This is a genomic window from Paenibacillus sp. GYB004 (assembly GCF_036577605.1).
GTDB lineage: Bacteria > Bacillota > Bacilli > Paenibacillales > NBRC-103111 > Paenibacillus_AB > Paenibacillus_AB oceani.
Window position 1 is genome coordinate 100,615 of sequence record NZ_JARBDB010000002.1, and the last position, 26,564, is coordinate 127,178.

Sequence of the window (26,564 nt, forward strand, 5' to 3'; positions counted from 1 at the left end):
TCTTGAGTATCTGTTAAGTACGTTCGTGTATGATGGAACTTGTACAAGGCCAGAGCTGAACCAAGCGGCCGTATATACATAAACGGAGGGGTATCGTGCTAGTCGTCCAACAGCTTTCCCATACGTTCCTTAGCGGAACGGAACCGACTCAAGTGCTCTCCGGAATCGACTTCCGCGTCGAGAAAGGCGAGATGGTCGCGCTGCTCGGCAGCTCCGGCTCAGGCAAATCGACGCTGCTGAACCTGATGGCCGGACTGATGAAGCCGACCGAAGGCAGTATCCTGATCGCCGGACGGAATATCGAAAAGATGAACGAAAACGATCTGGCCGTATTCCGGCGTTCGCATATCGGCTTCATCTTCCAATCGTACGAGTTGATTCCGCATTTGACGGTGCGCGAAAATGTCGAGCTGCCGCTCGTCTTCCAGGGCGTGAAAGGAAAAGTGCGCCGCGAGCGGGCGATCTCCCTTCTAAGCCGGGTCGGACTGGCCGGCAAGACGGAACTGTTCCCTTCCCAGCTGTCCGGGGGCCAGCAGCAGCGGGTCAGTATCGCGCGGTCGCTCGTTACAGAGCCGGCTGTCGTCTTCGCAGACGAACCGACCGGCAACCTCGACACGAAAACCGAGGAAGAAATTATCGATCTGCTGATCGAGCTGAATGTAGGCCACGGCATCACCTTTGTCATCGTTACCCATGAGCACGAAGTAGCCCGGCGTACGAAGCGCATTATCCAGTTGAGAGACGGACGTCTCGTCGATCCGGATATACAGGCGGGTGAAGGCGCATGAGAATTCGCGATTATATCGCTTTAGGCTGGGACCAGTTGCGCAGGCGCAAGGTGGTTACGCTGCTGTGCGTCATGGGGATCGCCATCGGCTCGGCTTCGATCGTCGTCGCTCTTGCGTTCGGGGAGTCGATCTCGCATTACAGCACGAAGCAGATGAGCTATTATTTGAAAACGGACGAAATCACTGTGATGAACCAATCCGGCGGCAGCCGCTCGGGATCTTCGGGCACGGTGAACGAATACGCCATCACGAATCAGAAGCTGAATCTGATCAAATCGCTGCCCCATGTCAAAACGTTGGCCGGTTACCAGAACGTCGGCAGTATGTCGTTTATCGTGGACGACACGCGCACCGGGCGGCTCGATGTGACCGCGACCGATCTGACCACGCTTGCGGACTTCGGCATGGAGTTTCAGCAGGGGATGCCGATCGACCAGGACAATACGATCGTGCTCAGCTACCCGGCCACTGTCGGGCTCAGGGATAATCAGGCCGCGCGTATCGACGCCGCCCGTCAGCAGACGCAGGAGCAGATGATGGAAGATTTTAACGACCGCAGCCCGATCGTCTCTTATCCGCTCTACCGCAAGCAGATCCGGCTCATCCAGACGGCCAGCCTGCCTGACGGAACGATCAAAACGTTCGAGTTCCCGGTACGTGTCGTCGCGATCGAGAAACGAGCCGAGTCGATGTCCGACGATATGGTCCGCTGGTCGCAGAAGCAAGCCTACATATCGCCCGGTCTCGCCAAGCAAATCCGCGATGCCGTGGAGTCCGTTTCTACGCAAAAAAGCGTAACCGGCAGCGACCAGTCCAGCTATGACCGGGTTGTCGTCAAAATCGATCAGGTCGACCATGTCGCGGAAACCGACAAGCTGATCCAGTCGCTCAAGCTGCGAACGAGCAGCAACTTGGGCCGTCAGGAAAGCATGAGCAAAGAATTCGTCATCATTCGGATTATATTCGGGGGAGCGGGACTGTTCATCCTGTTCGTCGCTTCGATCTCAATCGTCGTCGCGATGACGATGTCGACCCACCAGCGGCGGCGCCAAATCGGAATCATGAAGGTGCTGGGTGCCAACTTGAGCCAGATCCGCAACATGTTTATCGTCGAATCGGCGCTGCTCGGCTTGTTCGGCGGCATGGTCGGCATTTTATTCGCTTATTGGGTTATTTGGGGGATCAATATTATTCTGGTTCAGACCGGCTCTGTCGGGTCGGGGGAAAATGCGGAGATTTTGTTCATCAGCGCCTGGATATTGCCGCTCGGCCTGTTCTTCGCCTTGATGACCGGCATTATGTCCGGCTTGTTCCCGGCTGTCAAAGCTTCGAGAACCGACGCGCTGACCGCGATTAAACGAGAGTAGCAAAGGAGAAGCACGATGCGTAAAAAGAAGACGTGGCTATATATCATTCTCGCGGTGTTGCTGGTCGCGGTGAGCGGCTTTCTGTACACCCAGAGCAAGCCGAAGGCGCCGGCGCCGGGGGCAGGAGCTAGCTCGGGCAGTGCGCTCAAATTCCAGGCCGTCAAAGAAAATCTGGCCAATACGGTAGAGGTAAAAGGGAAATCGTCGTATGTGAAAGAGACGACCGTCTACGCCCCGTTCTCCGCCGACGTTACCGAATGGAACGTATCCGACGGCGCCCAGTTGAACAAAGGCGATGTCATGTTCAAGCTGGACGATAAGGCGCTGCGCGACGAGATCGGGGTTCTGACGGCGAATATGCGCAAACAGGAGCTGGAAGCGAAGCTGCGGTCCGCCGAGCAGGCGGCAGGCGCCAAGATCACGGAAACGATCGCATCCAACGAAGCCGAAGCGCTGCAGCGGGTCGCCAAAAACGCCTCCAAGGACGTGCAGGAGGAGCTGGAGCGGATTAACCGCCAAATCGCCGGCGCCGATCTGGAGACGAAACAGAGCAAGCTGACTCAAGCGGTCACCACCGCGCCGGAATCGGGCATCTTCCTCGCCGCAAGCGGCCAGAAGCCGCAGAAGCTCAGGGAAGGCGACGTGATCGGCAAGATCGTCGACGTGTCCAAGATTCAGATGACGACCTCCGTCGGCGAATACGACGTGTTCCGGATCAAGCCGGGGATGACGGTGCAAGTGAGCATCGACGCCTTAAAGGAAGAGAAACTAGCCGGCAAAGTCGAGAAAGTATCGAAATTTCCGAAGCCGGCCGCCAGCAACTCGAACGATACCGCTCCGGCCCAATTCGAAATCGTCATCTCGCTGGACGCGCATGCCAGTCTGATCGCCGGACTCGGGCTAACCGCCAAAATCGAGACGGACAACAAGATGGGTGTCCTGACCGTACCGACGATTGCGGTGCAGCGGGACAAGGACGGCTCTTACGTGCTGCTCGAGACGGCGCAAGGAACGGAGAAACGTCCGATCAAGGTCGGATTGGAAACCGCCGACAAAACCGAAGTGATCGAGGGACTGCAGGAAGGCGACTCGGTCGTGCTGCAATAATTCATATCGATTATCTCTATAACCGCCGGACGGCTCATCCTCCTTCAACTGAAGAAGCGATGAGCCGTTATATTATTCGCCGGACGGCACAAGCCCCGCGGGAAGCCGGTTCCGTTTATTTCATCGTACGATTATGCAAGTCGGCAACTTCCCCTGCGGGCAAAGCCCGGTTATACACGGCCAGTCCGCCCAGCAGACCGGTATAGAAGTTGCCGATCTCGCCGGAACGGTCCACCGCGCCGACCGTAAAGTCCGCGCCGTCCGGCCCGCCGTCGTACAACCCTTCGGGGTAGTCGTACGGGTTGTACGTTTCTCTTTCGTCCAGCACGCCGTCCACATACACTTTGGCCTGCCGGCCGTCGTACGTAAAGACGACGAAGTGCCACTCCGCCTTGGAGAGCGGCGTTTGTCCAATCGCGCTTGTCATGCAATACTTGTACCCGGGCGTCGGTCCGCCTACCGAGGAGACGTGACCGCACGCCTGACTGCGGCTGTCCCAGATCCGCAGATCGAGAAACAAGCAATACTGGCGCTTCCGCCTCGATTCGTCCCATATGCCGGCGACGGCTTGACAGCCCTTGCTCTCGATATCCGCCCAGTTGATCCAGGCCGCGACAGTCAGCTTCGCATCGGGGCCATGAATGTCGAGCGCGGGACAGTCCGCCCGCGGCAGACGGAACCAATCACCGAACTTCAGATCGGCCGAGTATGGGCCGAATATGCCATCGTCCGTCCGTTCGACGGCTCCGCCGCCTTCGGTCAACTCATACGGATACGGCCCCTTGGCTTTGCGCCGCTCGCCCGCCTGCTCCTGAAAATCCCAAAACGAGATCAGCCCCCCGGCCGCGTTTACCGCCTCCGCCGCAGCGGCATAACGTGTTTCCTCTCTCATCCTCCAAGCCCTCCTTGTTCGATAACGGCCATTTCCGGCTTCTCCTCCATCGATTCAGACAAGCCGCCAGCCTATCAAACCCATTTGGATTCATTTTACTTCCCCGCCCGATCCCGCCTCCAGTAACAAATCTATTTTCTTCTGTACGATTCTACGGCGGAAACGCGATTTCACCAAAAAAAGACACCTCCGGGGCACCTCCGGGGTGTCTTTTTTAGTAATCGTGTATTGCAGGGTACGGCTTACACCGATTCGCCCTTAAGCCGGGCTTCCCCAACGTCATACGTTTTGCCCGGCCAGAAGGCGGCGCGTCCCAGTACGGTAGTAATCGCCGGCACGAGGAACGGGCGGACGATAAAGGTGTCCAGCAGGACTCCGATCGCCGTGATCAGCCCGAACTGAAGCAAGATCTGCATCGGCAGAGTAGCCAGCACGGCGAATGTGCCCGCCAGAATTAATCCCGCGGAAGTGATCACTCCTCCGGTTTCGGAGACTCCTTCCCGTATCGCATCCTTCAGCGGCATCTGCTTCCGTTTTTTCCAAATGCTCGATATCATAAAGATGTTGTAGTCTTCGCCCAGCGCTACAAGGAAAACGAAAGCATATAACGGGATAGCGCCGGCGATCGCATCGCCGCCCATTACGTAATGGATCACAAGCCAGCCTAATCCCAAAGCGGAGCCGAACGACAGAACCACTGTTGCGATCAGATAAAGCATCGCCACAAAGGAGCGCAAGTAAGCGAGCAGCAGCAGGGCGATCAGTACGATAACGACCGGAATAATGACCAGTTCGTCGCGGACGCCGGCTTGCTTCGTATCGTACTGCGTCGCCGTCTGGCCTGCGACCCAGACCCGCTCTGCGGGAGCGGCGACGCCGGCAGCTTGAAGCGCCGATTCGGCCGCTGTGCGCAGCTCGGGAATTAACTTCATAGCTTCATTATCATAAGGATTTGCGTGCAGCTCGACGTTCACGGAGACGATGTTCGGATTTATGGCACCCTTCTGCGGAGCCGAGACCGTATCTACATATTCGAGCTTTTGCATAACCGCCTGCAAATCGACCGCTTTGCCTTCCGTATCGGCCATCAGCTTCACAGGTGCCAGACTGCCCTCGGAGAAAGACTGTCCGATCAGTGTAAACCCTTCCCGGGACTGCATATCTTTAGGAAACGAAGACAGCAGGTCGTACGTATACGTAATACCCGGCACGAAAGAAGCCGATCCGGCTAAGAATGCCACGGTGACGACAATGACCGTCCAAGGCTTGCGGACGACGAGCGAGGCGAACCGCGCTCCGATCGTCTTCCGGCTGCGGATCTGCGGTACGGGAACTCCTTTCTTCTCCGCGCGCTCCCGGATCATGTCCGGCGTCCGGGGAACGAACGGGTAAAACGAAGCGCGACCGAGTACGGCTAACAGGGCCGGCACAAGCGTCAAGCTCGCGATCGCCATGATGAATATCGAGAGGCTGAACGGAACGGCAAACCGTTTGACCGCCCCGTAATCCGCCAGCAGCAGGGCGGCCAGCGCCAGAACGACGGTGAAGCCGCTCATCGCAATCGCGCCGGAGGAGCCGGATATCGCCTGCTTCAAGGCGGTCCACTTGTTCGGTTCGACCGTCAGCAGTTGGCGGAAACGCGCCACCAGGAACAAGCAATAGTCCGTACCGGCCCCGAACAGAAGAACGGTCATAATCGAGATCGCCTGACCGTCCACCTCGATCCAGCCCATCTTCGCCATATAGCCGAGTATCGGACTCGTCACTCCATAGGCAAAACCTACTCCGATCAGCGGGATAAAAGCGAGGATCGGGGACCGGTAAATGAGCAGCAGCAGAACAAGGACGAGCAGGACGGTGGCGATCAGAAGTGATACGTCGGCGCTTTTGAACAATCCGACAGCGTCGACCGATATGCCGGCCGGGCCGGACACTCTGACGATCAACCGGTCCGAAGCCAGTTTCTCGGCGAAAGGATCCGCTTCCGTCTGGCTTTTTACCTGTTCGCGAATGGCATCGAAGTTCTCGTTAAGCACATCGGTCTCGGCACCGTTTGCAAACACGATCGGCGTAACGAGCGTCTTCTTGTTCTCGGACAGTTGACTCTTCAGAGCGGGCAGCGGCATCTGATGATACGGCGGCAGCGCGGTCTGCTCAGGCAGCGGCTTGGCGGTAAACGTCTCGGCGAACTTCTGCACCGCCTTCAAGTCGTCGTCGGTCAGTCCCGTCTCCCGGTGCCAGACGATAAGCGCCGGTAGACCTTCCGCGTTCGGAAACTCCCGCTTGGCCACTTCGTCCGCCTGAACGGAAGGATACGATGCGGGCAGATTGGCCGCGCTGTTGTTCTCTTGAGAATTGACCGTCGGCCACAGCATGCTTAGCGACGCCGTCAAGACGATCCAGACGATTAAGGTGATCCATCTCCCCCTCGGTCCGGTTACGCCGTTTCCATACTTATTCGCAAAATTGTTCATCGTGCTCCTCCTTGGACTGCTTTATGATTCTCGACATCCCGGCCGTCTTCGGCTACAGTAATGTTGTATAAGTTAATTATATATACCAGACGGTCTATTTGACAATAGTTATACAAAAAAATTGGATATACTTATACAGGAGAGGAGATCCGCTGTGAAAACATCACGATCCGACAAACGCAAACCGGGGCGTCCCAAAACCGGCATCCCGTCTACCGTAAAACCTACCGTGCTGCGCACCGCGTCCGCTTTATTTATGGAATTCGGCTACGACAGCGTCTCTCTGGAGCAAATTGCCGCAGCCGCCGGGGTTACGAAAGCTTCCGTTTACTATTATTTCCATAATAAAGCGGAATTGTTCGCTGCTTCGGTTATTCATATGATGTCGTACATCTGCAGCCGGACAAGCGCGCTGCTGGACGCCCCCGGCACTTTCCGGGAGCGGCTCGCCTCGGTTGCCGAGGCTTATATGCAGCACGCGCATATCGATTTCGAAAGTCTGATGCGGGAAGCCGGTCCGGCCTTAACGCGCGAACAGACGGAAGGAATCCGGGAAGCCGAACGGTCGATTCACGAAGTGCTGGCCGCAGCGTTCCGCAAAGAGATGAAGCAAGGCGAAGTCCGCGAGGGCGATCCGCTTTTATACGCTTATGCCTTCTCGGCGCTTATGATGCTCGGCGCACGAGGAGACGCTTCCGGAGGCGAGCGATCCGGCGCCAGGCAGGCCGCGTTCCCGGACCTTACTGCGGAGGGGATCGTCGACTTGTTTTGGACAGGGGCGGGGCGTATGGTATGATTTGGACAAGCTTTTGTTTAGGAGGATAACTTATGTCGCAACAACCGGTTGTGCAGCTGCGCAACGTTACGAAAAAAATCGGCGGCAAAACGATCGTCGACCGGCTTTCGTTCGAAGTGCCCAGGGGAGAGGTATTCGGCTTTCTCGGCCCGAACGGAGCGGGCAAAACGACGACGATCCGCATGATGGTCGGGCTGATCTCGATGACGGAAGGCGAAGTGCTCGTCAACGGCATTAGCGTCAACAAGCAGTTCGAGCGCGCGATGCGTCACGTCGGGGCGATCGTGGAAAATCCGGAGCTGTACAAGTTTTTGAGCGGCTACCAAAATCTTGTTCATTTCGCCCGCATGATCCCGGGCATTACCCGTGAACGGATCGATGAAGTCGTCGCGCTCGTCAAGCTCGAAAACCGGATCGACGACAAGGTGAAAACGTATTCGCTCGGCATGCGGCAGCGGCTCGGAGTTGCCCAGGCGATCCTGCACAAGCCGGACGTTCTCATTCTGGACGAGCCGACGAACGGCCTCGATCCCGAAGGCATCCGCGAGCTTCGCGACTATTTGCGGCAGCTTGCCAAGGCCGAAGGCACCTCGGTCATCGTCTCCAGCCATCTGCTCTCCGAGATGGAGCTGATGTGCGACCGCGTCGCGGTGATCCAAAACGGCAAGCTCGTAGACGTCAGGCCGATCCGCGACATGGTGGCCGCGTCCGAAGGCCCGGTGCAAGTGACATTCACGGCCGAGCCGGCCGAGCTCGCGGCCAAGGTGGCGTCCGGGATGCTCCAGGACGGACATGCGATCGCCACCCGGGACGGGTTTACCGCCGCGCTTCCTTACGACGACATCCCCGGACTGGTCCGCAAGCTGGTCGAGGCGGACGTCCGCGTATTCGGCGTCAAAGCGGCTTCCAAAACTCTCGAGGATCAATTCCTCGAAATGACGCGAGGTGGCCAAATTGTCTAACCTGCTGAACCTCATTCAAAATGAGAATATGAAAATATACCGCCGTCCCCGGACCTGGATTATGGCCGCTCTGCTGCTGGCGGCTGTGCTCACGTTCGGCATTATGATGCGGAACTACGGGGGGAGCGGCGTCGATGCGGTTCTCTTTATGAGCAACGCCAGTTCGATGATGTTCCTCGTGTTCATCTTTTCAGTCGTGATCGCGTCGGATATCGTAGCCGGGGAATTCACCTGGGGGACGATCAAGCTGCTGCTGATCCGCCCGGTCAGCCGGTCCAAGGTGCTGCTGTCCAAGTACATCGCGGTGCTGCTTTTCATGCTGGCGCTTGTCGCGCTGCTGTTCGTTTGCTCGTGTCTCATTGGCGTTCTGCTGTTCGGCACGGCTTCCTCCGAGAACCCGATTGTGTTCGGCGATATTTTGCGCGACTACGGGTTCCAGCTCATCGAGCTGACGGTGAACGTCACGTTCGCCTTTATGATCTCGACGGTGTTCCGCTCCAGCGCACTGGCGATTTCGCTCGCCTTCGTAATCATGTTCGCCTCGAGTTCCGTCATGGCGATCCTGATCGGCCTGAAGTACGGGTGGGCGAAATACATTTTGTTCGCCAATACCAATCTGGGGCTGTACTTCGGGGGTCGGGAGCCTCCGATTGAAGGGATGACGCTCGGCTTTTCCGTCACGATGCTGCTCATCTATTACATCGTGTTTCTCGCGCTGTCCTGGTACATCTTCAGCAAACGGGACGTAGCGGGGTGACACGGTCGGGTTGATCCGCTATAATGGGAGAAGAATTAGCACCTGGTCTTAACGCTATGACCTTGCCGTGCTTCTCCATTCGACTTAGGCAAAGGCGGAACGAACCTATGAATTATGAAGCTTTCAAACAAATCGTACTCGACCGGCGCAGCGTCCGGAAGTTTACCGACCGCGACGTCAGCGTCGAGGATATCAAAGAATTGATCGACTGCGCCCGTTACGCGCCAAGCGATACCAACTCGCAAACGTGGGAATTTGTGGCGATTATGAACCGGGACAAAATTAAAGAAATCGAGCAGATGACCTGGGACGAGCTGAACAACCGAGCTGCGGAGGCGGAACAAAGAGGGCTTGGCCGGGAAGCGAGACTGCTGACCCGCTCGTTCGGTCCGTATGCGACGGCCTTCTCTGACGCTCCGGTGCTGCTCGTGCTGCTGGCTACGCCATACAACTCGAAATTCCGCGAGAAAATCTTCGATCCGATCGCACTCGTCGAGGACGCCGTGTGGGCCGAGGAAGGCATCAAGAGCAGCTGTCTGGCTGCGCAAAATCTGATGCTCGCCGCGCATGCCAAAGGGCTCGCGACTTGCCCGATGACCGGTCCCGTGCTGCTCGCCCAGCACCGCCTCCGCGACTATCTTGGCATCGACGAGTCGAAGCAGATCAACATGGTGATCGCGCTCGGCCACCCGTCCGATCATCCGGGACGGCTCCCCCGCAAAGAAGTCGATGAAATTTTGACTATCGTTCAGTAAAACCGAATCATGACCAACATCCCGACTTTCCGGCCAGCCGTTCAGCCGGGATGTTTTTTTGCTTTTCAATCGCAGGCGGCGGCAAGCAGGAATATTTCACCGTCTCCCGAAACTATACTTGTACAAACGGCCGAAAGGAGCCATTCGAACGATGGAATTATCGCTGTGGGTCGTCTCGGCCCTGTCCTTCGCCTCTGTCGCCCTGCTGACCCCCGTCCTGATCTGGGGCTTGCGGACGCTTCGCCTCACCCAGCCGATCCGCGCCGAGCTGCCGGCCGATCATCAGGCGAAAAAAGGAACGCCGCTGATGGCGGGCCTCATCTTTTTAGTCGGGGTGCTGCTTGTCGCTGTGTTAGCCCCGAGTCCGATCAGCTTGTATCTGTGCGCCGTGTTTCTGCTGTTCGGCTTTATCGGATTTCTCGACGATTTCAAAAAAGCGGCTTATCAGGACCCGCGCGGAGCGTCCGGGAAAATGAAACTTATTTTACAATTTTTGTTTACGTTTGCGCTTTTTGCGGCGCTGCCGCAGTTGGACCTGCTTAACAGCGACGTAACGCTGTTCCGCGACCTGAAGCTGGAGCTTGCGCCGATCGTTTATCTCGCGGTCATCTCGCTGTTCGTCGTCGGTTCCGCCAATGCGATCAACTTCACGGACGGCTTGGACGGCCTGCTTATTATTGTGGCGATCCCGACTTACTTTTTCTTCTTCGTCATCTCCGAACATCCGGAAGTGAAACTGTTCGCTCTGACGATGATCGCCTGTCTGCTCGGGCTGCTTCTGTACAACCTGTATCCGGCCAAGGCGTTCATGGGCGATACCGGCTCGCTGGCCATCGGCGGGTCGCTGGCTTTTCTGGCGGTGATCGAGAAGGTCGAGCTGCTGATCCCGCTGCTGTTTCTGATCTACTTCGCCGAGCAGCTGTCGGTCATCCTTCAGGTGTGGTACTACAAGCGGACGAAATTGCGCATGTTCCGAATGGCGCCGATTCATTATCATTTCAGTCTGAAATACGGCTGGTCGGAAAACCGGATCGTCATCGTGTTCGGCCTTGTGTCGTGGGGATGCTGCCTCGTCAGTCTGGCCTTATGGAAGTGGATGTACTGACCGACCGCATTACCCGGCAATTTGTTCCGGAAATTCAGTGATTAATTACATAGGACCGCGCCTGTGCCGTTTGCAACATCTGGTAGTTGCGTCTGGACGGTCCTTTGGCGTGTAATCCCATAGGTTTGGGCGCGGGAGGGACGGAGTCCGTGCGTTCCTGCGTTCCTGCGTTCTAGCCGCTCACCCAAAATGATAAAAGTCTTTGGCACCCTTTATTTCGGCATTTTCGAAAATGCGAAACCAATAAAGGCGGTTTGTACCCCTTATATCCACCATCTGATCGGATCTGCACCCTTTTTGCCGATTTTAGCGGCTCCAAACCGCTCTTATTTCCCCATTCAACCGGGTTTCGGAAAAAATTAGGGATACAAACCACTTTTATCGGTTACCTTGGGGTGCTGGGGTGCTGAGGTGCTCGGTTGTTGGGGGCTGGGCTGCTTGGTTGCTGGGTTGCTCGTGCTCGGTGTTGGGGAGTTGTGTAAGAAAAAAACTATACATGCCAATGCACAAAGAAAAAAAAAGCCCGGAGCTCGCCGCCGCAAGGACGGTGGAGCTCCGGGCCTTCTTGTATCCAGCCCCTGCCGGCGTAACGCCGCCGGGAGCTTGCTGCATCGCGCGCAGGGCGCATTGCCGGAAGCGGCATGCTTGAAACAGCCGCTTGTCGCCGGTCCCGGCTCCCGCTTGCGCTTTCTTTACTCTTTGCCGTCCCGCTCGAGCGCCGCTTTCAAGGCGTCGCCGAGACTCGAGCCGAGCGTCACGTTGTCGCTGAACTGCTTGGCGAGCTGTGCCTGCTGCTTCCGCCCCGCCTTCCCGCCGGCGCCCGGGCCTGCGTCCAGCTTCTCGACCATGTTGCACGGCCGGCATTGAAAATATTTCCCGGCTTTGCCGTCGTGGAGCTCCATCCGCTTATGGCATTGCGGACAGCGTCTGCCGGACAAAGCCGGTTCCGCCGGCCGGCGGAAACCGCATTCCCGGCTCGGACAGACGAGCATTTTGCCGCGTTTGCCCTTCGTCTCCATCATTTTCTGTCCGCATTCCGGACACTTCGTATGGGTCAGATTGTGAGGCTTGTATTCCTTCTGGCTGGCCTTCACCTCGGCGACGAGCCGTACCGTCTTGCTGCGGATATCGGCGATAAACGCCTTCGGATCGCCCTTGCCTTGCGCAATCCGTTCCAGCTCCTGCTCCCATCTCGCCGTCAGCTCCGGAGTCCGCAGGTCGTCCGCGACCAGCTCGATCAACTGCTTGCCTTTGCCGGTCGGAACGAGCCGGCTCTGCTGGCGCTCGATCGTATCCGTTCCGAGCAGCTTCTCGATAATATCGGCGCGCGTCGCCGGCGTACCGAGATTATGCTTCGCCATCCTCGCCAGCAGCGACGCTTCCGTATGTCTCGCCGGAGGCTTCGTCTCGAAGCTGCCGATGCGGCTGCCGCGCACGCTGAGCTTCTGGCCGTTCTGGAGCTCCGGAAGCGACTGGGAAGGCATATGCGCCGCTTGCGCGCGTCCAGCCCCAGCCCCCCGGCCGCCGTCGTCCGCCGGCTCCTCCTCGTCCTCGTCGTCGGCTTCCGCGGTGCTCCCGGCGGCAGCGCCGCCATATACTTCTTTCCAGCCCGCATCTTTTTGAACGTAACCTTTCGCATAGAAACGTTCCTCGCCTGCCCGAATAACGACACTCGTCTCGTCATAACGATTCGGAGCATAAAAGAGCGCAATAAACCGGCGTACGATCAAATCGTACAGCTTGCGCTCCTCCGGACTAAGCGCCCCTAGCTGCACGAACTGCTCCGTCGGGATGATCGCGTGGTGGTCGGTCACCTTGGAATCGTCGACGATCCGTTTCGTGATGGCGAGCGGCTTGCGCAGCAGCGGTCTGGCCAGCGCAGCGTAAGGGCCGGTGGCGACGCTTTCCAGACGGCTCTTGAACGTCGGCGCCATATCGGAGGTGAGGTAACGCGAATCCGTTCTCGGATACGTTACGAGCTTGTGCTGCTCGTACAGCCTCTGAAGCACGTTGGACGTCTGTTTCGCCGAAAAGCCGAGACGTTTGTTCGCGTCCCGCTGCAGCTCGGTCAAGTCGTAAGCGAGCGGCGGCAGCTCGGTGCGCTCCGTCTTGCGCAGCGTGTCCACGACCGCAGCCTTATCTTTCACGCGGCCGGCCAGCGCCTCCGCTTCCGCCTTCTCGTACAGGCGGCCGTCGTGCTTCTCGTCCTTGCGCCACAACGCGGTAAATCCGCCGCAATCCGCTGTGACCGTCCAGTAGGGAACGGGATGGAAGCCGTTAATCTCCCGCTCGCGGTCCATCAGCATCGCAAGCGTCGGCGTCTGCACCCGGCCGGCGGCGAGCTGGGCGTTATATTTGCTCGTCAGCGCCCGAGTCACGTTAAGGCCGATCAGCCAGTCCGCCTCCGCCCGGCAGACGGCCGATGCATAGAGCCGGTCGTAGTCGCGCCCTGCCTTCAGCTTGGCGAATCCTTCCCGGATCGCCATATCCGTCTGCGACGAGATCCACAGCCGCTTGAACGGCTTGCGCCAGTGAGCCAGCTCCATAATCCAGCGGGCGACCAGCTCGCCTTCCCGTCCGGCGTCAGTCGCGATGATCAGCTCCCCGATATCGGAACGCTTGCACAGCTGGGCAACCGCTTTGTATTGGTGCGACGTCTCGCGAATCACTTTCAAGTTCATCTTGTCCGGCAATATCGGCAAATCTTCCAAATTCCACGTCTTGTACGCCGGATTGTAGTCTTCCGGCTCCGCCAGCTCGACCAGATGGCCGAGCGCCCAAGTCACGACATACTTCGGACCCTCGTACCAGCTTTTCTGCTTGGCCCCGCAGCCCAGCACCCGGGCCAGCTCCTTCGCTACGCTCGGTTTCTCGGCAAGCACTAAAGATTTCATCATTCAACAGCCCCTTTCAAAATAATCCCGCTTTGCGAACTTCCGCTTCACCCGTTCTCCCGCTCGGCGTTCCTGTACAAAAACAAAGGTCCCGGCTAGCGGGACCTTCAGCCATGTATTCAATCTGCGTTTGCCGGGGCAACTGTCTCCCCTTTAGTGGTTGTTCAAAAAGTCCGCTTTTGATCACGAACCAGATCAGGAAGCCTACTCGACATCGAATATGGAATTCAGCCGGAACTTCCGGTGCTCACGTAACTGCCACTACGCTCCGCTCCTCATTTCCTAGCTTCATCCCATCTTCTCGGTGCTGAAAACCAGACTTTTTGAACACGCACCTTTAGGAAAACCTTAGGCATCATCCGTTTCGAAGTTGGCGTACACGTCCTGCACGTCGTCGTTATCGTCGAAGCCTTCCATCATCTTCATCAGCTTGTCGGCATTGTCGCCTTCTACCTTGACGTAGTTTTGCGGCACCCAGCGCAAGGACGAGCTCTCAAAAGAATAACCCTGGCCCTCGAGAGCCGTCTTCACCGCCTCGAATTCGTGCGGGTGGGTCAAAATCTCGAAGCTGTCCTCGCTTGCGATCACGTCTTCGGCTCCGCATTCCAGCGCCTGCATCATCACTTCGTCCTCTTCAAGCTCCACATCTTCCCGGTCGATCAGGAGGACGCCCTTCTCGTCGAACATATAAGAGACACAGCCGGATTCGCCCATGTTGCCGCCCCGTTTGTTGAAGATGGAGCGAACGTCGGCAGCCGTGCGATTGCGGTTATCGGTCAAACATTTTACCATGATGGCGACTCCGCCCGGTCCGTAGCCTTCGTAGATGATCTCCTCGTACTCTACGCCGTCTCCGCCGCCGGTCGCTTTTTTGATCGCACGCTCGATATTGTCGTTGGGCATATTGATCTGGCGGGCGTTGGCGATCGCCGTCTTCAGCTTGAAGTTGCCGTCCGGGTTCGGTCCGCCCTTGCGGGCTTCCATATAGATTTCCCGGGCCAGCTTGACGAACATATTGTTTTTGGCCTGGTCCAGCTTCCCTTTTTTTGCTGCGAAATTTTTAAACTTTGGCATAGCTTGTACCGCTCCTCGTTCGTAGTATGGCCCTAATAGTTTACCATTTTCCCCTAAGGGCGGTCAAAGCGATTGTTCCGCACATTTACGCAGACAAGCGACAGCCGCCTGTACAGCAGCCGCAGCGCGCTCATACACTAAAACGAGCATTTCCGTCAAGCTGGGCAAGAGGAGGTTGCAGCATGCAAGTCAACGTTATCGGATTGGGATATATCGGCCTGCCTACCGCCGCCGTCCTTGCGGAGCACGGGATCGACGTACGCGGAGTGGACATCAATGCCGCCGTGATCGCCACCTTGAACCGCAGCGGCATTCCAATTAACGAGCCCGGCCTCCGGGACTCGGTCAGAACGCAAATGACGGAAGGCCGGCTTCGCTTCTCTGCCGTTCCGGATTACGCAGACGCCTATATCATTGCAGTTCAAACTCCGGTAGGGCCCGACCGCTCTCCGGATTTGAGCTATGTGCATGCTGCGGTCGATTCTATTATTCCTTATTTAAGAGAAGGCAATCTGGTTGTCGTCGAATCTACGATCCCTCCCGGTACGGTGAATCGTCATATCGTGCCGCAGTTGAAACAAACCGGACTGGATATCGGCCGGCAGCTCTTCGTCGCGTATTCGCCCGAACGCGTCTATCCGGGCAATGTGTGGAGCGAACTCGTAGACAATGACCGCATTATCGGCGGCGTGAACGAAGAGTCGGCCCGCGAAGCGGCGAAGCTGTACGGCCGTTTTGTCAAAGGAAGCATTCATCTTACGGACAGTGCGACGGCGGAGATGGTTAAGCTGATGGAAAATACGTCCCGGGACGTCAATATCGCCTTCGCCAATGAAATGGCCCGCATCTCCGAGTCGGCCGGGATCAACGTATGGGAAGCGATCCGGCTGGCCAATACGCATCCCCGGGTGCGCATCCTCCAGCCGGGACCCGGCGTAGGCGGGCACTGTATTGCCGTCGACCCGTGGTTTATCGTGGATAGCGCTCACGGTGACGCCCCTCTGACGCTGCTTGCCAGAACGATCAACGATCACACGCCAGCCCGGATCGTCCGGATGATCGAATCGCTCGTCGCCGGAATCGATACCCCGGTGCTGACGCTTCTCGGCCTCGCCTACAAAGGAAACAGCGATGATACGCGCGGCAGTCCGTCCGTCGCTATCCTTCAAGCCCTTTTATCCAAAGGTTATGCCGTTAACGTGTTTGATCCTTATACGGGAAACGCTTATGGCAATAAAAGCAGCGTCTACGAAGCGGCGGAGCGCTCGGACTGCCTGATCCTCCTGACGGATCATGCCGTGTTCCGGGAACTGGATTACACCCGGATCGCCGCCGGTATGAACACCCGCCAGTTTCTCGATACGAGGAATGCGCTCAAGCCGGCCGATCTGGAGATTCACGGATTTGCTTGTTACCGGATCGGTACACCCGGGATCAACCGTACAAGGAGCCGTGAAGCCGATGACCATTAACGGCCTTGCACCCGCTGTTCTCAACAGCGTCAAAGCGCAAATCCAGACGCTTCCTCCGGCTCCGCCGCTGCACAATGGCAGGCCGGATCTGGTGGTCGCCTCCATTCTCGATACGTTCAGTTTTGAATGCTTCAAGTATGAATGCACGTTAATCCCGCTGCATGTGTCCAAATGGCGCAGGCAGCTGCATAAGGTGCGGCCGCATTTTCTGCTTGTCGAATCGGCATGGAAGGACAGGCGCTGGGGACTATACGGCTTGAACCCGTCGAGAGCCGGCTGCGAGATTGCCAAGCTTGTCGCCTATTGCCGGCAGGCTGGCATCCCGACCGTGTTTTGGAACAAGGAAGACCCTCCCAACTATGATCATTTTCTAGGTACGGCCAAGTTGTTCGATCATATCTTTACGACGGATGCAAGCTGTATTCCCTTGTATCAGAGAGATGCCGGTCATTCTCGCGTATACAGTCTGCCCTTCGCCGCCCAGCCCGCCCTGCACAATCCGGTCGGATCGAACTACACGAGGAAGCGGAACGTTGCGTTCGCAGGCACCTATTACCACAATCCGCTTTATCCCGATCGCATTCCGGATACGCAGTTGCTGCTGCTTCCGGCGATCCCGTACGGCCTTCATATCTATGACAGACCGGACCGGGCGTCGCGAGACCGTTTTCCCGATGTGTACCGTGCCCACATCGTCGGCCAGCTCAGTTACGCGGAGATGGTAAAAGCTTACCGGCTGTACAAGGTATTCCTGAACGTAAATTCCGTTAAACACAGCCCCACGATGTTCTCCCGAAGAGTGTACGAGCTGCTGGCTTCCGGCGCGAATGTCATCACCAGCTACTCCCGGGGAATCGCCGGCATGTTTCCCGATCTCGTCCCGATCGCGTATACGAAGGAGCAAACGTCGCGGATTTTGCACCAGCTGCTGACCAACAAGCTTTGCTCGGAGAAGCTGAGCGTCCTCGGTGTGAGGGAAGTGTATTCCCGGCATCTATACAAACACCGGTTTCATGACATTTTATCCAGGATTGGCATTCGGGGGGCTGTGGAGGAGCCCGGCGTGACGGTGGTTGCTTTCATTTCCTCGCCGGATTCGCTGGAGCGGGTGCTCGATCAGTTCCAGAAGCAGCGCTGGGGCAGGAAGGAGCTGATGCTGCTGACGCATCGCCCGAATATGGTCATGGCGCCTGCCTTCGCGAAGGCCGGAGCGAACGTAAGGATGTTCATCCGACCCGAGGGGGAGTCGCCCGTTCAGATGCTGCAAGCCGTCTCCACCTACAGCCCGATGCCGTATGTATCGTATTTTCACGAAAACCACTACTACGCTCCTTATTATTTGACGGATCTGATGCACGCTTTTCAATATACGGGAGCCGATCTGGCCGGCAAAAGCGCCTACTACGCCTATTCCCCGCGACAGGCGGCGCTTTATTTGTGCAACGAGCATAACCAGAACCGTTACGTCCACGCTCTGAACGAATCGGCATGGGTGATGAAGAAGGAAGCGCTGACGAAAATGGCGTTGGCGTCGCCGCTGGCGGAACTTACGATTGCCGGCCTGCTGGAGTGCTGCATCCGAAGCGGAATGAAGCTGTACTCCGCCGATAAATTCAATTTCGTGATGCACACCGATACACCCCAGCCCGTCTACTCGCTGGAAACCGCCGCAGCCGCACTCGATTATAAAGGCACGGCGACCGTATGACGCCGGGCTAACACGATGGGAAAGAAGGGACTCGACTATGGGACACCCCCTGATCGGCATCTGCGTATCCAAGCACAGGAGATTCGTCCATCCGTTCGTGAAAAAGCGGCTTCAGTCGTACATGGGTCCTTCTGACGTCACCTGGATCATGTTCGATCACGATTCGGTCCGTCTCGCGGAATGTACCGTAACCGGCCACCGCTGGCTGCCTCAGCGCCGTTCCTTCCATCCCCGGAAGGAAACGTTCCGGATTCCGGACGCGGTCTATATGCAGTGTATGGCCGGTCCGAAACGGATGAACGAGCTCGTACAAGCGACCGGCAATAAAGTGTTCAACTCTCATATGTTCGACAAGTGGGAAGGCTGGCAGCTGCTGGCCGCAGACAGCGCGATCCGCCCTTATTTGCCGGATACCCAGCGGCTTGCCGGCGAAGCGGATTTCGAATCGTTTCTGCTCCGGCACCGCGATCTGTTCCTGAAACCGATCGACGCAGCGAACGGCCACAGCAGTCTCGGGATCGTTAGAGCCGCGCTTCAGGAGGACGGGAGCATTCAGGCTTCTTATATGAGGGGGCTGGATATGGCGTTTGAGACGTACAGGAGCAGCGGCGATTTTTACAGCCGGTTTCGGGCGAATTTGAACAAGCGGCCTTACTTGCTGCAGCAGTCGATTCAGACCGAGCAATGGATGGGCGGAGCGACGGACTTTCGGCTTCATCTGATCAAGAACGGATCAGGCCGCTGGGAAGTCTCTTATTTCGTGTTTCGGATCGCCCCCAATCCAAGCCATGTCATTCCTTTGAAAACGAGAATCTTAACGATGAGCCAGTGGAAGAGTATGTACCCTCAAGGAGCCGAACGGATCGACCGGCTGGATAAGGAAGCTGCCGAGATCGGATTCGGCATAGGCCGGACTTTGGACCGGACGGCCCATCATTTCGCGGATATCAGTGTGGATCTGGGGATGGAGAGCAGCGGCCGTTTGTTTGTCTTCGAAGTAAACCCTTTGCCTACGCCGCTGATGAACAGGCTGGAGCCGGACCGGGGCGATTCGCTGACCATGCCGCTCGATTACGCGCGTTATCTGGTCTTTCATCGGGGAGGTCAACACAACTAGTAACAATCATACAATTCAGTAAATAAAAGGAACGTTCTGCTGCTAGATTCATATACTAAGATCAGAAAGGAGGAGATAACATGGGAGCATCTGCATTTTGTTTGGTTACAATTACTCTGGCCTCTATCACTCAAACCGTTCCGCCGCTTCCGCCGGTCACGATTCCCGTAGGGGTTAACCTGATTACGGCCGTGCCTTTTCCGGAGGTTGGAGGAAACGTAACGATCAGCCTGCTGCCTATCCTCGGCGTTGATCTGGATATTACCGTTCCTTGTCCGAGCGTTACGACGCAAGTTGCCGTTATTACTCCAGTATTAACTGCGAACCTGATCGTTACCGTAACCGAAGGTCCGTAATAAGCATACCGGCCAGAAGACCCCCTAGAAAGAAGCGCATCCGCATAACCTGTTCCTGCTTCTTTTGGGGAGTTCCGATTTCCACATGAAATAGCTTCGCCTCATATGCCATAGAACAAGGCCGCCCCGATCCGTTCGAGGCGGCCTTTTCTTGGACTTGCCTGTAGGCAGAGGACTACAGCTTGTTAACGTTGGACGCCTGCGGGCCGCGTTCGCCGGTTACTTTATCGAACTCAACCTCCTGGCCTTCGTCCAACGATTTGAATCCGTCTCCCTGAATCGCCGAGTAGTGTACGAATACGTCCTCCCCGTCGTCAGAACGGATGAATCCGTACCCTTTCTCCGCGTTAAACCATTTTACAGTACCTTTCAATGCCATTACCTCCAGTTCGCTTTTGAGACGTCCGTTTGATGCGGCGCAACGCCTATTATATGCAGAGGAGGGAACTTTTATGCAGGCTTGCCGTCACGTTTTGGTTACACATAACATTTCCGACGAACCGGGGATAAAAGGCAGTCCGGAAGTCCGCAGCTCACAGAATGCGCCCCGCGATTCCAGAAACGCGATCAGAGCAGGCAGCCCTGGATACCGCTCCCAGCGAAGCGACAGCAGCGGATAGATGCGCACCTCGCCGCCAGGCCTGCATACCCGCAGCAGCTCTTCCAGCGCCGTCCGGTGAAACGTATCGTCGAACTGATCTCCATATAAAAATAAAAAGTGGCTGCACAATACAAGCGCAAAACGGTTATCGGCGAACGACAGCGACGGCAGCTTGTCGGGCACATACCGCTCGCGGGCGCCCACTAACGAATAATCGCTCAGAAACCTGTCCAGCGACTTCAGCCGTCCGGCCTTGTGGGATTGCGGATTGCCGTAATAGCTCCAGTCGAACTTGCCCGCCAATCCGGCCAGCTTCAGCGTAGACGATTCGATCTCGGCCGCCCCTTCTTCGCCGATCTGCTCCGGCGACATCGCATAACGCGGGTCCGCGCATACGACATCTACCCCCATGGAACGCACTTCCGCCGCAAACGACGACGCTCCGGCCGCCACGTCCAGTACCGGTCCGCTCTTCAGCAGCTCCGCATTCAGCCCGAACATGCGCTCATATTCTGCGTAGCCCCTGCATGTCATAGCTACCCCAACTTGCTCGTAATGCTGCTCTTGCTTCATCTTCTCCACTCTCCTCGGCTATTCTCGGCTCTTGATTCCATACTCCGCTCGGCTCGTGCTTCTGCCCGGCCTCGCCGGGTATTGGTATCGATTATAAAGAAGGCAAATGTAAAAAACAAGGAATATTCCGGATAAACGGCTTTGTCCACCTCTATCTATTATTTTCCAAAAACACTATTGAATTTTACGATAATATAGATAATAATTTGTAATGTGATTATTACAATACATAGGAGTGATGCAATGACGAAATACTTGGATTCACTTACCGGGCTGCTGAATCACAAAGCGATGGAGAAACATGTCCAGGAGAAAATCGGGCAGGATGAGCAGGTCGCCCTCGCGATGATCGACGTCGATCACTTTCTGGAAGTCAACCAGATTCTGGGGAGCGAGGCGGGCGATCAAGTGTTAAGGCAGCTGGCCGCCGTTCTTAAGGAAGAGCCGGGTGCGGAAGCTTACCGCGTATCCGGCGACGAGTTCGCTCTAGTACTCGAAGGGGCGACGTTGGAGCAGGCTTTCCTGCAGATGGAGCGGTTTCGCGCCAAGATCGAAGCATCTGCAGACGTCTTTCAACTGCCGCAGGAACACCGGATTACGGTTACGGTCGGCGTAGCCCAATACCCGCGGGACGGCAAAACCGAATCCGCCCTGCGCCGGGCGGCAAGCGCCGCACTCGTGTCCGCCAAAGAAATCGGGCGCAATCAGGTCGCGCTTCCGCCGAATGAAGAGATGGTGATGAAATCGTGTTATTACCCTTCCACAAACGTCAGACGGTTGAAGTCGCTGGCCGAGCAGCTGAATAAAAAAGAATCCGCCCTGCTGCGCGAAGCGCTCGACGATCTGCTGCGCAAATACGACCGGAGCGAAGTCGCCCGCAAATCGAAACATCCCGGCCATTCATAATTAATAATCAGCAACCCGGCGAGGGGGCCGAGATTCGATGATCAGGAAGCGGGATCTGGACGGTCTTCTAGGGATTGTGGGTCTTAGCTCTTTCCCCGGACCGGTTTCCGCCGGATTAATTTCCAACGGTGCCCGCGTATGATACAATCGTATAAAGGGCGGACTGCAAGCCGGGGCGAATCCGGACGCCAGCGGATTCGGCGCATTCTGCCAGGGCGGCTGCCATTTCACCCGGCATGTGATACGAATAAAGGAGAATGCTGGATGTCTAAAGGGATCAAGAAAGTAACGATTTACAAACAAGATAAATGGAACATGCTGAACGTCGAAGTACACGGCACGCGTATCGTAGTCCGGGTCATTTCCGATCAGTGGGGCGAAGACAATTTTGAGTTTTTAAGCCGTCCGGCGCTGATGCATTGGGCGGAGGAACGTTTTTCCGCTGAACGGTTCCAAGGTACGGAGGAAGAACGGCTGCAAATTCTCGAGGCGTTCAAAGACGTGTAAGCGTCCCCGCCTGGTGGAGGCGTACATTATAACAAGCTTCTAAACAAAACCTTTGCCGCGGTGCACACCTCCGCAAGAGGCGGCTATTGTTGGTGCAGAAGCTCGCAGTTCGCGTTTTCGAAGCATCGCTTTGAAGCTTTATGACTTTAGCAACTTTATACTCTCTGTACCTGCCTAAAGAGAAAACCGTCCGGTATAAGTGAAGAGTCCGGACGGTTCTTTGACGTGCAAACTCCTATATCACCCCTATCGCCCCTACCCTAAACCGCAGTCCCGGCTTTTAAGAAACCTCCTGCCGCAGCGGCATCTTGTAATGCTCGGGTACGCGGACGGTCAGCCGTGAGATTCGCATATGGTCGACCTCCTCGACGATGAACTCGAGGCCGTCCCGGTCCACCCGCTGGCTTTTGCAGGGAGGAATCTCCACTTGGGAGTAGATCCAGCCGCCGATCGTATCGTAATTGTCCGTTTCGATGCCGGTGCCGAAGTACTGATTGACATCGTCGATCAGCAGCAGACCGTCGATCGAATACGTCAAAGCGGCTTTTTCCTCGATACGCGGCCGCTCCTCGTCGAATTCGTTCCGGATCTCGCCTACGATTTCCTCCATGATGTCCTCGACGGTGACCAGACCCGAAGTGCCTCCGTATTCGTCGATCAGCAGCGCCATCTCGGTCCGGTTTTTCTGCAGCAGCCGCAGCAGCGTGCTGATCGGCATCGACTCCGGCACATTCATCAGCGGACGGATAATGGTCATGATGTTGTCCAGCGAATCGTTATGCTTCAACAGCTCTTTTATATGCACGAACCCGATAATGTTGTCTTTGTTGATCTCCGCCACGGGGTAACGGGTATGCATCTCGTTTATCGCGATTTTTTTGTTCTCCTCGTAGGACAGATTGGTGTACAAACAGACCATCTCGGTTCGCGGAATCATAATTTCCCGTGCATTTGTATCGGAAAACTCAAAAATATGTTCAACAAGCGTAAGCTCGGTATTGTCGATCAGCCCGTTTTTATGACTTTCCTTGACCAGAATGCGAATTTCTTCTTCCGAATGGACCGAATCGTTCCCCCGCTCCGGCTGAATGCCGGATATTTGCAGCAGCCGGTCGGACAGACCGTTCAGCAGCCCCATAATCGGGAGCATCAGCTTGTAGAACGCCAGCATCGGATACGCAGACCACAGCGTCGTCCGTTCCGGCTTATGCATCGCAACCGTCTTCGGCACCTGCACCCCGATCGTTATATGCAGGGCAGCGATCAGCATGAAAGCGGTTAAAAAACCGATTACTTGAACGGCCGCTCCGGACAAAGGGAGAGCAGATAGAGGACGTTCCAGCAGCTTTGCCAGCGCCGGCCCTCCGATCCAGCCCAGTCCGAGCGAGGTTAATGTAATCCCAAACTGACAGACGGATAAATACAAGTTCAGATCGCCCAAAATTGCCTGAGCGAATTTGGCTCGCCGCCTTCCTTCCTGCACCAGGCTTTCAATCCGGGTGCCGCGTATTTTGACCATCGCAAATTGTGCCGCGACAAAAAAACCGTTCAGCATCACCAAAGCCACAATTAGCGCCATACTCCAGCCTATCGGTAACGGGCCGCTTTCCAATCGGTTTCCCATCCTCTCCGCCGGGAAGGTGTTCAGACTAGACTTCCCCGCGTTTATTCGAGTCCATTGCTCATCTTTATTCGCGGCTGCTTGGAACATATGCCGGATTTATGAAGCGAATGACCGGCTGCGTTGCGTCCGGCGTCAAAAACGTCGCAAACCGGTTGTTTACTTACCGTTCCGGACGGGACATGCATTCGTCAAATCACCATTAATCCGGAAAGGAATTCGGCTCTCTGGTATAGAATAAGTAACAGGAAGCGGCTTCCAAACCGCACCATCTTGACGAGTAAACGAGGTGACCTCATGAATGACACCGGATCGGTCGTATTGTTTACGATTCTCGCTTTTTCATTGGCGCTTATTCTGATTATGAAAAAAGAATCGATCCCGCCCCAAATGCGGCGTTTGCTTGCGCTGGTCGCCGTCGTGCTCGTAAGCTGCTCGTTTTTTATCATCGTGTTTAGTCTTCTTGGCGCGGGATGACCGGCAGGCGTAAGGCTTGCGTGCCCGTTCATAAAAGCACGGCCGTTCGGCCATACTAGGGGAGTTTGCTGTAGCGCTTTCGAAGCAATCTTTGCTAACGCAAAGCTCAGTAGCGCCTTCGAAGTAAATCTTTGCTTCGCAAAGATCAGCAGCGCTTTCGAAGTAAATCTTTGCTTCGCAAAGATTTCAGGAGGTCCCATGAAACTAGTACCGGTCATCGCAACCGTCTGCCTGGCAGCCGTCGCAGCCGCACCCGTCTACGCCGTTCAAGATGCCAAACCTTCGAAAACCGATAGGAGGGTACCCATGAGTCAAGTGATCAAACGTTCCGAAGTTCCCGCCGAGCACCGCTGGAAGCTCGAAGATTTGTTCGAAAGCCAGAAAGTCTGGGACCAAGAATACGACGAAGTGAAAAAGCTGGCCAAAGATATCGGCAAATTCGAGGGCAAGCTCGACAACGCGAAGTCGATTAAAGAATGCTTCGAGCTCGAAGACAAAATTTCCCTTCATACCGAGCGGCTGTACGTATATGCCAACATGCGCCACCATGAGGATATGGCCGACCCGACCTATCAGGCGTTATCCGAGAAAACGAAACGGCTGAGCGTTGAAGTGAACGAAGCCATGTCGTATATCACTCCGGAAATATTAAGCCTGCCGGACGACAAGCTGAGCGCGCTCGTCAGCGCCCCGGAGCTGGCCCCGTACAAAAAGACGATGGAAGATATGCTTCGCCAAAAGCCGCATATTTTATCCAAAGCGGAGGAAGCTCTGCTCGCCCAAGTCGGCAATATGTCCCAAGCGCCTAGCACGATTTTCGGCATGATCAACAATGCGGACATGAAATTCCCAAAAGTGAAAAACGAAGACGGGGAAGAAGTCGAGCTGACCCACGGCCGGTACATTCAATTTCTGGAGAGCCGCAACCGCGAAGTCCGCAAAAACGCCTTCCAGACGATGTACGCCACATACGGCAAAATGCGCAATACGCTCGCGTCGACTCTCAGCGCCAACGTCACCAAAAACTTGTTTTATTCCAAAGCCAGAAAATACCCGTCGGCACTGGAAGCGTCCCTCTACGGCGATAAAATTCCGGTGGACGTATACAACAATCTGATCGCCGCTGTTCATGAAAGCTTGCCGTTGCTGCACCGGTACATGGATCTTCGCAAGAAGCTGCTCAAAGTTGACGACCTGCACATGTACGACTTGTTCGCTCCGCTCGTCGACGAGTACAAGCTGGACATTACATACGAAGAAGCGAAAAAAACCGTCATGGAAAGCATCAAACCGCTCGGCGAAAACTACCGGAACATTCTCGAGGAAGGCTTCAACGGAGGCTGGATTGACGTATACGAGAACGAAGGCAAGCGAAGCGGAGCTTACAGCTGGGGCGCGTACGGCACGCATCCCTACGTGCTGCTGAACCACAAGGACAATCTGAACAGCATGTTCACGCTGACGCACGAGATGGGCCATGCGATTCACTCGTACTTGTCCGATACGAATCAGGAATACCGCGACGCCCAGTATACGATCTTCCTCGCCGAGGTCGCATCCACGCTTAACGAAGCGCTGCTGATGGATTATATGCTGGACAAATCGACCGATCCAAAGGAAAAAATGTACCTGCTTACGTATTACGCCGACCAGTTCCGGACGACCGTGTTCCGTCAGACGATGTTCGCCGAATTCGAGAAGATCATTCACGAAAAGGCGGAGAATGGCGAAGCGCTGACGCATCAGGACCTCAGCAAAATTTATTACGACCTGAACGTGCTGTACCATGGCAAGGCGATGGCGGTCGACCAGGATATCGAGATGGAGTGGGCTCGTATCCCCCATTTCTACAACAGCTTCTATGTATTCAAATATGCGACGGGTTTCTCGGCCGCAACCAGCTTTGCCAAACAAATTCTCGACGAAGGCGAACCGGCCGTCGAACGTTATCTCGGCTTCCTGAAAAGCGGCGGCAGCGACTATTCGATCGAAATCTTGAAACGCGCCGGCGTTGACATGTCCTCGCCGGAGCCGATCCGTCAGGCGATGAGCGTGTTCGAAAGCTTGATCGAGCAGATGGAGCAGTTGACCAAGTAACGGTTGGCCCAGCATTTCACGGGTATAGCACACGCCGCGCAAGGCTGCTTGGCAGCCTGCATGGACCGCAACGCGAAAAAACCTCCGGCCCGTTTATGGGTTTCGGAGGTTTTTACGTATGTAGGCCAAATCTGCGAAGCCGGGTACGCGCCGTTTCC

The 26,564-nt window shown here is 56.1% G+C and carries 23 protein-coding genes; 16 read left to right on the top strand and 7 right to left on the bottom strand.

The annotated features are described in order from the left end of the window. The first annotated feature begins 95 nt into the window (after positions 1-95). Genes PV433_RS00525 through PV433_RS00535 form a run of 3 tightly spaced genes read left to right on the top strand, consistent with a single transcriptional unit; the run spans position 96 to position 3,262 of the window. On the top strand, positions 96-788 hold the full coding sequence (locus PV433_RS00525; protein WP_332070276.1) for an ABC transporter ATP-binding protein: 693 nt from the start codon (positions 96-98) through the stop codon (positions 786-788). Beyond that, the gene (locus tag PV433_RS00530) at positions 785-2,155 is read left to right on the top strand and encodes an ABC transporter permease (RefSeq protein ID WP_332070277.1); all 1,371 of its coding nucleotides are present in this window, start codon (positions 785-787) and stop codon (positions 2,153-2,155) included. The genes PV433_RS00525 and PV433_RS00530 overlap by 4 nt, the downstream gene beginning before the upstream one ends. A 15-nt stretch (positions 2,156-2,170) precedes the next feature. Next, the gene (locus PV433_RS00535) at positions 2,171-3,262 is read left to right on the top strand and encodes an efflux RND transporter periplasmic adaptor subunit (protein ID WP_332070278.1); all 1,092 of its coding nucleotides are present in this window, start codon (positions 2,171-2,173) and stop codon (positions 3,260-3,262) included. 115 nt (positions 3,263-3,377) lie between these two features. On the opposite strand, the gene PV433_RS00540 is transcribed toward PV433_RS00535, so the two are convergent. Both PV433_RS00540 and PV433_RS00545 read right to left on the bottom strand, forming a co-directional pair. Continuing rightward, complete coding sequence (locus tag PV433_RS00540) at positions 3,378-4,154, bottom strand: LamG domain-containing protein (RefSeq protein WP_332070279.1); 777 nt, start codon at positions 4,152-4,154, stop codon at positions 3,378-3,380. A gap of 242 nt (positions 4,155-4,396) precedes the next feature. Beyond that, positions 4,397-6,628, bottom strand: a complete 2,232-nt coding sequence (locus tag PV433_RS00545) for an MMPL family transporter (protein ID WP_332070280.1) — start codon at positions 6,626-6,628, stop codon at positions 4,397-4,399. 154 nt (positions 6,629-6,782) lie between these two features. On the opposite strand from PV433_RS00545, the gene PV433_RS00550 reads away from it, so the two are divergent. The 5 genes from PV433_RS00550 (at position 6,783) to mraY (ending at position 11,003) form a co-directional block, all read left to right on the top strand. Next, positions 6,783-7,424, top strand: coding sequence for a TetR/AcrR family transcriptional regulator (locus PV433_RS00550; RefSeq protein WP_332070281.1), 642 nt, complete (start codon positions 6,783-6,785; stop codon positions 7,422-7,424). 32 nt (positions 7,425-7,456) lie between these two features. Further along, the gene (locus PV433_RS00555; protein WP_332070282.1) at positions 7,457-8,386 is read left to right on the top strand and encodes an ABC transporter ATP-binding protein; all 930 of its coding nucleotides are present in this window, start codon (positions 7,457-7,459) and stop codon (positions 8,384-8,386) included. Continuing rightward, positions 8,370-9,143 (top strand): ABC transporter permease, encoded by a 774-nt coding sequence (locus PV433_RS00560; protein ID WP_379212789.1) that lies wholly within the window; start codon positions 8,370-8,372, stop codon positions 9,141-9,143. The genes PV433_RS00555 and PV433_RS00560 overlap by 17 nt, the downstream gene beginning before the upstream one ends. 107 nt (positions 9,144-9,250) lie before the next feature. Then, positions 9,251-9,898, top strand: coding sequence for a nitroreductase family protein (locus PV433_RS00565; RefSeq protein WP_190928890.1), 648 nt, complete (start codon positions 9,251-9,253; stop codon positions 9,896-9,898). 151 nt (positions 9,899-10,049) lie between these two features. Beyond that, positions 10,050-11,003 carry a phospho-N-acetylmuramoyl-pentapeptide-transferase gene (gene mraY, locus PV433_RS00570; RefSeq protein WP_332070284.1) on the top strand — a complete coding sequence of 318 codons (954 nt, stop codon included), beginning with the start codon at positions 10,050-10,052 and terminating at the stop codon, positions 11,001-11,003. A 692-nt stretch (positions 11,004-11,695) separates the two neighbouring features. Here the strand turns inward: mraY and PV433_RS00575 are convergent. Then, positions 11,696-13,897 carry a DNA topoisomerase III gene (locus PV433_RS00575; RefSeq protein ID WP_332070524.1) on the bottom strand — a complete coding sequence of 734 codons (2,202 nt, stop codon included), beginning with the start codon at positions 13,895-13,897 and terminating at the stop codon, positions 11,696-11,698. Positions 13,898-14,245: 348 nt separating this feature from the next. Continuing rightward, a complete protein-coding gene (locus PV433_RS00580) occupies positions 14,246-14,971 on the bottom strand; it encodes a YebC/PmpR family DNA-binding transcriptional regulator (RefSeq protein ID WP_332070285.1) in 726 nt (241 codons plus the stop codon). 182 nt (positions 14,972-15,153) lie between these two features. On the opposite strand from PV433_RS00580, the gene PV433_RS00585 reads away from it, so the two are divergent. From PV433_RS00585 to PV433_RS00600, 4 genes are all read left to right on the top strand, one after another. Further along, complete coding sequence (locus PV433_RS00585; RefSeq protein ID WP_332070286.1) at positions 15,154-16,443, top strand: nucleotide sugar dehydrogenase; 1,290 nt, start codon at positions 15,154-15,156, stop codon at positions 16,441-16,443. Beyond that, positions 16,433-18,151 (top strand): CgeB family protein, encoded by a 1,719-nt coding sequence (locus tag PV433_RS00590; RefSeq protein WP_332070287.1) that lies wholly within the window; start codon positions 16,433-16,435, stop codon positions 18,149-18,151. Before PV433_RS00585 ends, PV433_RS00590 begins: the two co-directional genes overlap by 11 nt. A 37-nt stretch (positions 18,152-18,188) precedes the next feature. Next, positions 18,189-19,268 (top strand): YheC/YheD family protein, encoded by a 1,080-nt coding sequence (locus tag PV433_RS00595; protein WP_332070288.1) that lies wholly within the window; start codon positions 18,189-18,191, stop codon positions 19,266-19,268. An 80-nt stretch (positions 19,269-19,348) separates the two neighbouring features. Continuing rightward, positions 19,349-19,624, top strand: coding sequence for a hypothetical protein (locus PV433_RS00600; RefSeq protein ID WP_332070289.1), 276 nt, complete (start codon positions 19,349-19,351; stop codon positions 19,622-19,624). Between the two features lie 175 nt (positions 19,625-19,799). Here PV433_RS00600 and PV433_RS00605 read toward each other — a convergent pair whose 3' ends face one another. Next, positions 19,800-19,997 carry a cold-shock protein gene (locus PV433_RS00605; RefSeq protein ID WP_317891210.1) on the bottom strand — a complete coding sequence of 66 codons (198 nt, stop codon included), beginning with the start codon at positions 19,995-19,997 and terminating at the stop codon, positions 19,800-19,802. 93 nt (positions 19,998-20,090) lie between these two features. Continuing rightward, positions 20,091-20,798, bottom strand: coding sequence for a class I SAM-dependent methyltransferase (locus tag PV433_RS00610; protein ID WP_332070290.1), 708 nt, complete (start codon positions 20,796-20,798; stop codon positions 20,091-20,093). Positions 20,799-21,041: 243 nt separating this feature from the next. Between PV433_RS00610 and PV433_RS00615 the strand changes: the two genes are divergently transcribed. Then, positions 21,042-21,704 (top strand): GGDEF domain-containing protein, encoded by a 663-nt coding sequence (locus PV433_RS00615; RefSeq protein ID WP_332070291.1) that lies wholly within the window; start codon positions 21,042-21,044, stop codon positions 21,702-21,704. Between the two features lie 264 nt (positions 21,705-21,968). Beyond that, positions 21,969-22,211: a hypothetical protein gene (locus tag PV433_RS00620; protein WP_332070292.1), complete on the top strand. Its 243-nt coding sequence runs from the start codon at positions 21,969-21,971 to the stop codon at positions 22,209-22,211. A gap of 280 nt (positions 22,212-22,491) precedes the next feature. On the opposite strand, the gene PV433_RS00625 is transcribed toward PV433_RS00620, so the two are convergent. Beyond that, entirely contained in the window at positions 22,492-23,835 is a 1,344-nt protein-coding gene (locus PV433_RS00625) for a hemolysin family protein (protein ID WP_332070293.1), read from the bottom strand. A gap of 294 nt (positions 23,836-24,129) precedes the next feature. Between PV433_RS00625 and PV433_RS00630 the strand changes: the two genes are divergently transcribed. Next, on the top strand, positions 24,130-24,309 hold the full coding sequence (locus PV433_RS00630) for a hypothetical protein (protein ID WP_190928851.1): 180 nt from the start codon (positions 24,130-24,132) through the stop codon (positions 24,307-24,309). A gap of 306 nt (positions 24,310-24,615) precedes the next feature. Then, positions 24,616-26,406, top strand: a complete 1,791-nt coding sequence (pepF, locus tag PV433_RS00635; protein ID WP_332070525.1) for an oligoendopeptidase F — start codon at positions 24,616-24,618, stop codon at positions 26,404-26,406. Positions 26,407-26,564: the final 158 nt, after the last annotated feature.

What these genes read in the sequence shown, in the direction of transcription:
- PV433_RS00540 (WP_332070279.1), bottom strand. Translation starts at nt 4,154, where the DNA reads ATGAGAGAGGAAACACGTTATGCCGCTGCGGCGGAGGCGGTAAACGCG.
- PV433_RS00595 (WP_332070288.1), top strand. Translation starts at nt 18,189, where the DNA reads ATGGGACACCCCCTGATCGGCATCTGCGTATCCAAGCACAGGAGATTC.
- PV433_RS00575 (WP_332070524.1), bottom strand. Translation starts at nt 13,897, where the DNA reads ATGAAATCTTTAGTGCTTGCCGAGAAACCGAGCGTAGCGAAGGAGCTG.
- PV433_RS00585 (WP_332070286.1), top strand. Translation starts at nt 15,154, where the DNA reads ATGCAAGTCAACGTTATCGGATTGGGATATATCGGCCTGCCTACCGCC.
- mraY (WP_332070284.1), top strand. Translation starts at nt 10,050, where the DNA reads ATGGAATTATCGCTGTGGGTCGTCTCGGCCCTGTCCTTCGCCTCTGTC.
- PV433_RS00590 (WP_332070287.1), top strand. Translation starts at nt 16,433, where the DNA reads ATGACCATTAACGGCCTTGCACCCGCTGTTCTCAACAGCGTCAAAGCG.
- PV433_RS00580 (WP_332070285.1), bottom strand. Translation starts at nt 14,971, where the DNA reads ATGCCAAAGTTTAAAAATTTCGCAGCAAAAAAAGGGAAGCTGGACCAG.
- PV433_RS00545 (WP_332070280.1), bottom strand. Translation starts at nt 6,628, where the DNA reads ATGAACAATTTTGCGAATAAGTATGGAAACGGCGTAACCGGACCGAGG.
- PV433_RS00530 (WP_332070277.1), top strand. Translation starts at nt 785, where the DNA reads ATGAGAATTCGCGATTATATCGCTTTAGGCTGGGACCAGTTGCGCAGG.
- pepF (WP_332070525.1), top strand. Translation starts at nt 24,616, where the DNA reads ATGAGTCAAGTGATCAAACGTTCCGAAGTTCCCGCCGAGCACCGCTGG.
- PV433_RS00630 (WP_190928851.1), top strand. Translation starts at nt 24,130, where the DNA reads ATGAATGACACCGGATCGGTCGTATTGTTTACGATTCTCGCTTTTTCA.
- PV433_RS00555 (WP_332070282.1), top strand. Translation starts at nt 7,457, where the DNA reads ATGTCGCAACAACCGGTTGTGCAGCTGCGCAACGTTACGAAAAAAATC.
- PV433_RS00600 (WP_332070289.1), top strand. Translation starts at nt 19,349, where the DNA reads ATGGGAGCATCTGCATTTTGTTTGGTTACAATTACTCTGGCCTCTATC.
- PV433_RS00610 (WP_332070290.1), bottom strand. Translation starts at nt 20,798, where the DNA reads ATGAAGCAAGAGCAGCATTACGAGCAAGTTGGGGTAGCTATGACATGC.
- PV433_RS00565 (WP_190928890.1), top strand. Translation starts at nt 9,251, where the DNA reads ATGAATTATGAAGCTTTCAAACAAATCGTACTCGACCGGCGCAGCGTC.
- PV433_RS00625 (WP_332070293.1), bottom strand. Translation starts at nt 23,835, where the DNA reads ATGGGAAACCGATTGGAAAGCGGCCCGTTACCGATAGGCTGGAGTATG.
- PV433_RS00535 (WP_332070278.1), top strand. Translation starts at nt 2,171, where the DNA reads ATGCGTAAAAAGAAGACGTGGCTATATATCATTCTCGCGGTGTTGCTG.
- PV433_RS00620 (WP_332070292.1), top strand. Translation starts at nt 21,969, where the DNA reads ATGTCTAAAGGGATCAAGAAAGTAACGATTTACAAACAAGATAAATGG.
- PV433_RS00615 (WP_332070291.1), top strand. Translation starts at nt 21,042, where the DNA reads ATGACGAAATACTTGGATTCACTTACCGGGCTGCTGAATCACAAAGCG.